The sequence below is a fragment of the Variovorax sp. P1_G12 genome (genome assembly GCF_056405555.1).
The window spans coordinates 43,606-51,829 of record NZ_JBFUBW010000043.1 but is presented as its reverse complement, the minus strand read 5'-3'; the positions used below and the strand labels follow the sequence as shown (position 1 = coordinate 51,829).

The window sequence follows — 8,224 nt, the reverse complement described above, 5'->3', positions numbered from 1 at the left end:
TATACATGGACGCCCCCAGTTTGCAAGGCTATGTCACGTTGCTGGCGAGCAGGAGAAGATTGCAGACATACATCCGACCTTCAGACGCATGAAGCGCTTCGGCCCTGATGGAATGCGCTGGCTGGCTCCTCAATAAGACTGCGAGCTCGAAGCTCGTTATATCCGTCAGGTTTGACCAGCCCCGGTCCTACCTGTATTGCCATCAACGATCGATTGCCATAGCAACCTGTGAGAGAGTCTTTACGTGATGCGCCGACGTTCGCGCGCTGCGCGCGCTACGCCGCTGCTGTCGGCGCATGCATGGGTTCATAGGCCTTGCCCGTGGACAGCAACGCCCACGCTAGCCGCGCGTTCTTATTGGCCATCGCCACGGCCGCAATGTTGTGATGTCGACGGCCAACCAACCTGCCCAGCCAGGTGTCGGCTCGGTCAGCTCGCGTCTTGGCCAACTGCACCAGCGCACGGCCCCCGTGGATCAGCAGCGTCCGAAGGTAGACGTCGCCGCGCTTGCTGATGCCCAGCAGCTTGGTCTTGCCTCCGCTGGAGCTCTGATGCGGCACCAGCCCGATCCATGCGGCGAACTGCCGCGCGTTCTTGAAGTTGGTCGGGTCGCCGGCGCTGGCCACCAGCGCGCTTGCGGTGATGGGGCCGATGCCTGGAATCGTCTCTAGGCGACGGCTGACCTCGTTGCCGCGATGCCATACCTCGATCTCCCTCTCGAGTTCACGGACCTGCCGGTCCAGTTCCTTGAGGTGCTGCAGCAGCCGATCAATCAGCAGCCTGAAGCGTCCGGGGAGCTCATTGCTGGCATCCTCAATCAGCCCTGGAACCGTCTCGTAGACATGACGAATGCCTTGGGGAATGATGAGCCCGAACTCAATCAGCAGCCCGCGAATCTGGTTTGCCTGGGCACTGCGTGCGTGGACGAAGCTCTCACGCGCCGTGTGCAGCGCCAGCACAGACTGCTGCTCGGGTGACTTCGCCGGAACGAACCGCATGTTCGGTCGGGTGACGGCCTCGCAAATAGCTTCCGCATCAAGCGCGTCATTCTTGTTGGTCTTGACATATGGTTTGACGAACTGGGGCGCCATCATCTTCACGCGATGCCCCAGCACAGCAAGCTTGGCCGCCCAATAGTGCGCCCCACCGCAGGCTTCGATGCCGATCAAGCAGGGCTCCAAGCGCGCGAAGAACGGTGCAACCTGGTTGCGTTTGAGCTGCTTGCGAAGTACGGGGACGCCGTGCTCGTTGATGCCGTGCACCTGAAAGACGTTCTTGGCGAGATCCAAACCAATCGTCGTGATCTTCATGAGATGCCTCCGATATGCAGTGGGCAATATCGCCCGCTGACACTCTGGCAGCCGGCGAACGCCGGAGAAAGGGGGCGTCCATTCCAGTAAGACTGCAGCCAGTACCCGATTGCCTTCATCGCCACATCCACTTGCACAACGGCGGGTGTCCATGTAAGACACCATGACCACATCGGCGTTGAGCGACAGCCGGGCGATGTCATGCGCACTCAAGTATCGGTCTGCCTCGGTGCCATCGGTGGGCCGCCCCAGCACCACGGCACTGCGCGCGGGATTCGCCTGATTCAGGTAGCCGTGCGCAGACAGCAGAATCATGCGCGCTCGCGCCAGTTCGCCCGAAGACTGAAGCGCCATGATGGTCTTGCGGGTTGCGCTGGCACCGCGAAAGAGCGAGCGACCCTCCACGAGTCCATACGTCCGAGCGACGCGAAGCAGCTGCTCGTCAGAGTACTTGAGGTCCTTCAGGTCAAGAAAAGCATCGCCGGGCACCCCGGGCGGCAGCACCCGATCCACATAGGTCGCCCCGCCGATCGCGAGCAACTCCACGGGAGGCAGCTGATCTCGCGCCTTGGCCTTTGAGTTCAGCAAAGTGAGCATGCTCCACGAGTGCGCGTAGCGCACGATCCTCTTGTCGACCACCAACTCCTTGCCATCGTCCAGCGCTTCGAACGGCACATTCCAGAGCGCCCCGCCGGGCGAGACGATCCACCGGGGGTATCGCGCCACGATGTCGCGTACAGCACCCGGCAATAGCGAATTCGACAGTGTCTCGCGTAACGGACCGATTGACCCCATGGTCAGGGCCTGCGGATACGACTTGTTGGCATCGTCGATGAAGAACGCATCACCGATGCGAAACAGATCCTGCCCGTGTCGGGCCACATCGTTCAGGCCGCCAGCGCCCGAGAGGATCCGCACGAAGCTTGCCACCGAGTTCTCGAGTCCCAGGGCCGTGACAGGGCCCGCCAACGTCAGGCGGCCCGTGGGTTCGAGCACCGCGATCAGCACCTCGAAGAGGGGCCCGTCGACCCGTCGCGTCAGGTAGCCGAGATACACCTCATCCGGCTTCAGGATCTCCTTCGCGTTATCCGGCCGTTGGATCCTCGACATCGAAGCCAGACGAAGTGCAGGGCTGCGCGCCTCGGCGGCGGCGAAGGTGCGGTTGTAGTCCAGCCTTTCCTTGAGCAGGGCCTGCTGTGCGACGTCGCGTTTCGACGGGTCGGCCTGGACCGCCTCGATTGCAGCCTCCAGCTGGGCGATTCGGGATTCCGACGCCGCGAGCGCCGCGCGGTCCTCGCGCGTCAGGGATTTGTCGGCCAGCGCCAGCTTGATCGACAGGTCGTCGCGCAATGCCCTCGACTTGGACCATTCCATGCCCCAGAAGGGTTCTGTCGCAGTAACGATGCACGGTAGTCTTCGGCCGCATGAAATCCGAGGCGCCATCAATGATCAGAGCCCTGAAGATGGTGATCAAGCGCATGCACTACCCGTTGGAAGTGATGCTCACCTGCGTGCGCTGGTACGCGGCCTATCCGCTGAGCCTCCGGCACATCGAGGAGATGATGGCGGAGCGGGGGTGTTCGTCGATCATGCGACAGTGCATCGCTGGGCGATAAAGATCTTGCCGGTGCTGGCGGCGGTATTTCGGCGGCGCAAACGCCCCATTGGCACGAGTTGGCGCATGGACGAGACCTACGTCAAGGTCGCCGGCCAGTGGAAATACCTTTACCGGGCGGTCGACCGCAACGGCGATACGATCGATTTTCTGTTGCGTGCGAAGCGAGACCATGCCGCCGCACGCAGATTTCTGGAGCGAGCTATCAGCCTGCATGGCGTGCCTGAGAAGATCACCATCGACAAGAGCGGCGCCAACACCGCTGCCATCCTGAGCATCAATGCCGACTCCGGTGCCGACATCGAGATGCGCCAATCGAAGTATCTCAACAACATCGTCGAACAAGACCATCGGGCCATCAAGCGCATCGTACGGCCGATGCTCGGATTCAAGTCCTTTCGCTGCGCGCGGATCCTGCTCGCCGGGATCGAACTGATGCACATGATCAGGAAGGGTCAGCTTGACTGCCCTCAAGGCCACAACTCGCCCGCGGCGTCGAAGTTCTACTCGCTGGCTTTTTGAGCGAAAAGCACGACGCATAAATGCTCGGCCCAGCGCTGCTATTGCGACAGAACCTTGACCTGCCCCCTCCTGCCGTGCCATTCATAACGAGGAAGTCCGGGGTTGCAAGATTAATTGATCTCGGTGGTTGTTGAGCTGGATCGAGCTGCGTCGCCAGCGCGCTGGCGATGCAGCTCGGCGAACTTCGCCGGTGGCATTCGCTGGCAACTGCTGTGGGGCCTGACCTCGTTGTAGTCCTGGCGCCAGAGCGTGATGGCCGACCTGGCCTGCGGCAGCGTCTCAAACCATTGCTCGTTCAGGCACTCGTCACGGAACTTGCCGTTGAAGCTCTCGATGTAGCCGTTCTGCATGGGCCTTCCGGGCTCGATCAGGATGTGGCGGATGCCATGGGTCTGCGCCCAGCCCATGAACGCACGACTGGTGAACTCCGGCCCGTTGTCGGTGCGCACGGCCAGCGGGTAGCCCCTGAAGACAGCCGCCTGGTCGAGCAGCCGCGTGACGTACTGGCCAGAGATGCCCCAGTCCACCGAGATGCTGACGCACTCGTGGCTGAAGTCGTCAGCCACCGTCAGGCACTTGATGCGCCGTCCGGTGCTCAGGCTATCGCTGACGAAGTCCATGCTCCAGACCTCATTGACCGTCGTAGCCAGTTGCAGCGGCACGCGTTCGCTGGCAGGGCGCCTGACCTTCTTGCGCTTGCGCACCGCCAGATTGGCGGCGCTGTACAGGCGGTAGACGCGCTTGTGGTTCACGCCCGGGAAGTGCGGGCGCAGCATGTCGTGGATACGCCGATAGCCGAAGCGCCGGCGCGCATGTGCGATCTCGACGATCTTGCTGCTGAGCTCTTGCGTCATGGCATCGACCTCGGGTGGATTGCGATAGCTGTCACGGGAGAGCCCCACAAGCCTGCATGCACGCCGTTCGCTCAGATCACATTGCTCGATCATGGTTGCGACGGCGGCACGCTTGGCCTGTGGGGCTAACGCTTTACCCCGAAGGCCGTGTTCAGCGCGTGGATGTCCAGGTGAGCCTCTGCCAACAGCTTCTTGAGCTTGTTGTTCTCCGCCTCGAGTTCACGCAGCCGCCGGGCGTCGGGGACGTCCATGCCGCCGTACTTGGCGCGCCATTTGTAGAAGGTCGCGTCGCTGAAGCCGCCTTTGCGGCACAGATCCTTGATCGGCAAGCCGGACTCGGCCTGCTTGATGAAACCGATGATCTGCTCCTCGGTGTATCTGCTCTTTCTCATGTCCGTCATTCTCCAAGTTGACGGACTTCGCTGCCACTACGCTGGTACGGCTGGGAGGGGGCAGGTCAGCATCGCCGCGGTGCCAGCCGGCTGAGGCGCCCCTCATCCTTCCGTATTCGAGAGAAAGTGCTTCCTTACCATATTCCGCACCCTGCTCAAATTCAAGATTCACCGTGTCGCGGCCACCGATTGTGAACTGCATTACGAAGGCTCCTGCGCCATCGACGAAGACCTGCTGGACGCTGCCGGCATGACCGAGAACGAGCAGGTCCACATCTGGAACATCAACAACGGCGAGCGCTTCGTCACCTACGCGATCCGCGGCGAGCGTGGCACCGGCATCATCTCGGTCAACGGCTCGGCCGCTCGGCGTGCAGCGGTGGGCGACCTGATCATCATCGCGGCCTTCGGCCTGGTGCCGGAGGAGCAGGTGGCGGCGCATCGGCCGAGGCTGGAGTCGTCGACGACGCCAACCGCATCAAGGAAGAGCGCGCCCAGATCCCCGTGCAGGCCGCTTCGAGCGAAGCTGTCGCGGCCTGAGCACTGGCGCCCCTCTCCGGTTCGCTGCGGACTGATTGACCTTTCCAACTCCAGTCGCGCAAGGCGAGGCCTTTCGCAGTACTTCATATTCTTCGCATGCACACACCCATCGGCGCCAACCATTCTTGGCAGCAGCGCAGGGTAAGCGGCTGGCAGTCCCATAGTTGACGGGCGGACGAGCATCGCCGCCGTAGCGGCGGCGTGCTCAGCGCGCGGGATGCCAGTTGTGGGGAAGCAGTTCTTCGATGCGGCGGTTCAACTGCGTGGGCAGCCGGGTCGGGACATCATTGAGGTCGGCCCACGGATCGTGCCCGTGCAGCTTGGCCAACTCACCAAGCTCATCACGATCGCGGCACGCTGACCGGCGAGCGCGATGCCGGCGAACAGCCATGCTCGGCGCCCAACTGCAATCACAGGGTCATTCTGCCCATGTCGGGCAGGAAGTCGTGGCCTTCTACCGTCGGCACTCGCTGTCGAAGCAGGCTCTCATTCACTGTCTTTTCGCCCTCGCCCTTTTCCGATCCGTCGAGCCTGCAACTCACGCCGCGTCTTATCCAATTCCTCAGCCAGTAGCTTTTCATCTGGCAGTATGGTTTGGTACTCGGCTGCCAGAATCTTGTTGGGCAATCCCTCAAGCGCATAGTGCGCTTCAGCAGCGCCCTTCTCCGCGCAAAGAATCAGGCCCACTGGTGGGTTCTCGCCAGGCCTTGTCCAATGCTCCCGGGCGTAGTTGAGGTACAGGTGCATTTGCCCAGCGTCGGTATAGCTGAACTTACCGACCTTGAGGTCGATGATCAGTAGGCACCTGAGTCGGCGATGGAAGAACAAGAGGTCAACGCGGAACCAACTGTCGTCAATGCGTAGCCGTCGTTGCCGGCCGACGAAAGCGAAGTCGTCGCCCAACTCCAATAGGAAGTCGGCCAGGTGCTGGATCAAGCCCTCTTCGAGTTCGGACTCGGAATACTCGTCCTTGAGGCTCAGGAACTCGAGCACGAACGGGTCCTTGATCGCCTGCTCGGGCGTGATGGCATCGCCAGGCTGGGGCACTTCGCCTTTCGCCAGCATCGCCGACGTGTTGTTGGATAGTGCTGTGCGCTCGTAGAACTGGCTATTGATCTGGCGATCGAGTTGACGCACGGACCAGCCGCCGCGTAGCGCCTCAGTTTCGTAAAAGGCACGGGCCGGCGGGCTCTTGACCGACAGAAGGCGCACATAGGCCGACCAGGGGAGCGGAAAAGTTCGAGTGAGAGCAGGAAGGTTGGGAGATGTCCCAGACACCGTCGGGAGTTTTGCGCGACCGACAGATTCCCCAGACAGTGTCTGGGGAATCTGGTCTGCTGACCAAGTCGTGTAGAAGAGCCGCATCTGCCACAGGTTTTGCCGACTGAATCCACGGCCAAATCGAGCTGACAGGTCGGCGGACAGGCGTTCGATCAGGGCTTCGCCGTAGACGGCGCGTTCCTGTCCACCTTGCTCAAATTCGACGATGCGTCGGCCGACCTCCCAGTAGGTGGCGGTCATCAGCGCGTTGACGGTACGCGCGGCGGCCGCTCGGGCAGCCTCCAGCAGTGCAACGATGTCGGCGTGGACGCTTGCGTACTCAGGCGGGTCGGGTGTCATAGCCGTCATGGCAGCTTCTCAATCAAGGTTTCGACCTGTCGATTCAACTGCGCACTGCGGTCGAAGTTTGGCGGAGCTTCCAGGATGCGCGTCAGGTTCATCTGCGTCAGCATATATCGCGACGGATGAGCTGTTGCGCGAGTGGCGCCTCGACAACCAGGCTCGCCGTCCCATCGGCCAGCAGCAACAGACATCCGCGGCGACTATTAGTTAATGTACTAACGGAAAGCCTCAGCGAATTGTGTGAACCGTACACTGTCTCAGAAAGCACCTTTGAACTCAAAACAAGCCTTGAAATCAAACGCCTGGTCCGTTAGTATATTTATAGAATGTCCTCCCTCTCCCTTTTTGACGAAACGCCAGCGCAGCGGGGCCTGCTCGATGCCTTCGAGCAGTGGCTCGCCGACCAGCGCGCGGCCGGCGCCCTGCGGCAGCCGGGATCGATCGAGGTGTACCGCGAGATGTGGCGCGGTTTCATGGGCTGGTGTCTGGGCCAGTCGCCAGCCGTCACGCTGAAGTCGCTCGACGCCCGGGATCTGCAGGCTTTCCAGGCAGCTCGCTTCGGCATGAAAAGCCCAGACCTTTCCCTCAGCCCCCGGCACGCCCTTCGCCTGTTGCGCCTGATCGACCGGGTGCTGCGCCACCACGCAGCGCAGTCGGACGAAGCGCCGAACACGGCGGCGTCCGACTGGCTCGCCGAGAACCCGCAGGTGCGCTATGCGGAAGCCGCCAGCGGCGACCCGTTGCCAGAATTCCTTTCAGTGGCCGAGGCGAAGCACCTGATCGCGTTCCTGTCCAACGCGCGCCCTCGCCCCGGTGCCAGCGGCGCACGGCGTGATGCCCACGCAGCATTTACCTGGCAGGAACTACGTAATCGCGTTGCAGTCGCGCTGCATCTGGGTGGTGGGCTAACACCCGCAGAGGTGCGTGCGCTCACGCTGGATTCGCCGATCTCGCGAGGCGGCCGCGTGCGGGATCGGCCGTGGAAGATCTCGATACCCGCCATCGGCGACGCGCCAGCGCGCGAGACTCCGATCGCCCCTTGGGCCGGCGAACTCCTGCAGCACTGGCTCCGGGTTCGTTCGGAACGACAGATTCCGGGCGACATGCTGCTTCCAGCAACGGGGACGGGCAAGCCCTGGAGCAAGCAGTCCCACTACGCGGCAACCAGGCAGTTGCTCGCGGAGGCAGGTCTCGATGACAACGAAGGCGGAACCTTCAAGCTCCGACACACCTTTGCGATGCGGCAACTACGACGTGGAACCACACCCGAAGAAGTAGCGCGCTGGTTAGGCGTTGAAGTGGCCGTCATGGATCGCTACAAATACGTCGTGATCGGCCCGGTGGACGTGGTCTGAGTGCACGTCGCCA

Annotated in this window: 5 protein-coding genes and 3 pseudogenes; 3 read left to right on the top strand and 5 right to left on the bottom strand. The window is 62.1% G+C overall.

Annotated features, from left to right (window positions below; all coding sequences use genetic code 11):
- Window positions 1-275: 275 nt before the first annotated feature.
- Entirely contained in the window at window positions 276-1,310 is a 1,035-nt protein-coding gene (locus AC1D2O_RS33115; RefSeq protein ID WP_478158583.1) for an IS110 family RNA-guided transposase, read from the bottom strand.
- A gap of 153 nt (window positions 1,311-1,463) precedes the next feature.
- Window positions 1,464-2,105 (bottom strand): annotated as a pseudogene (locus AC1D2O_RS33110) (CHAT domain-containing protein); the annotation flags it as partial.
- A gap of 650 nt (window positions 2,106-2,755) precedes the next feature.
- Here AC1D2O_RS33110 and AC1D2O_RS33105 point away from each other — a divergent pair.
- Window positions 2,756-3,447, top strand: a protein-coding gene (locus AC1D2O_RS33105) for an IS6 family transposase (protein WP_478158582.1) whose coding sequence is annotated in 2 segments (ribosomal slippage) — window positions 2,756-2,891 and window positions 2,891-3,447 — 693 coding nt in all. Because the reading frame shifts where the segments join, the coding sequence is not laid out codon by codon here.
- 110 nt (window positions 3,448-3,557) lie between these two features.
- Here the strand turns inward: AC1D2O_RS33105 and AC1D2O_RS33100 are convergent.
- Window positions 3,558-4,693, bottom strand: a protein-coding gene (locus AC1D2O_RS33100; RefSeq protein WP_478158581.1) for an IS3 family transposase whose coding sequence is annotated in 2 segments (ribosomal slippage) — window positions 3,558-4,438 and window positions 4,438-4,693 — 1,137 coding nt in all. Because the reading frame shifts where the segments join, the coding sequence is not laid out codon by codon here.
- Window positions 4,694-4,832: 139 nt separating this feature from the next.
- On the opposite strand from AC1D2O_RS33100, the pseudogene panD reads away from it, so the two are divergent.
- Window positions 4,833-5,233, top strand: a pseudogene (panD, locus tag AC1D2O_RS33095) (aspartate 1-decarboxylase).
- Between the two features lie 205 nt (window positions 5,234-5,438).
- Here panD and AC1D2O_RS33090 read toward each other — a convergent pair.
- A pseudogene (locus tag AC1D2O_RS33090) lies at window positions 5,439-5,644 on the bottom strand (transposase domain-containing protein); the annotation flags it as partial.
- Window positions 5,645-5,719: 75 nt separating this feature from the next.
- A complete protein-coding gene (locus AC1D2O_RS33085) occupies window positions 5,720-6,862 on the bottom strand; it encodes a PDDEXK nuclease domain-containing protein (RefSeq protein ID WP_478158580.1) in 1,143 nt (380 codons plus the stop codon).
- A gap of 320 nt (window positions 6,863-7,182) precedes the next feature.
- Between AC1D2O_RS33085 and AC1D2O_RS33080 the strand changes: the two genes are divergently transcribed.
- Window positions 7,183-8,211 carry a tyrosine-type recombinase/integrase gene (locus AC1D2O_RS33080; RefSeq protein WP_477650627.1) on the top strand — a complete coding sequence of 343 codons (1,029 nt, stop codon included), beginning with the start codon at window positions 7,183-7,185 and terminating at the stop codon, window positions 8,209-8,211.
- Window positions 8,212-8,224: the final 13 nt, after the last annotated feature.

Bases quoted from the DNA above. Each gene is read 5' to 3' on its own strand.
- AC1D2O_RS33115 (WP_478158583.1), bottom strand. From the start codon at position 1,310: ATGAAGATCACGACGATTGGTTTGGATCTCGCCAAGAACGTCTTTCAG.
- AC1D2O_RS33085 (WP_478158580.1), bottom strand. From the start codon at position 6,862: ATGACGGCTATGACACCCGACCCGCCTGAGTACGCAAGCGTCCACGCC.
- AC1D2O_RS33080 (WP_477650627.1), top strand. From the start codon at position 7,183: ATGTCCTCCCTCTCCCTTTTTGACGAAACGCCAGCGCAGCGGGGCCTG.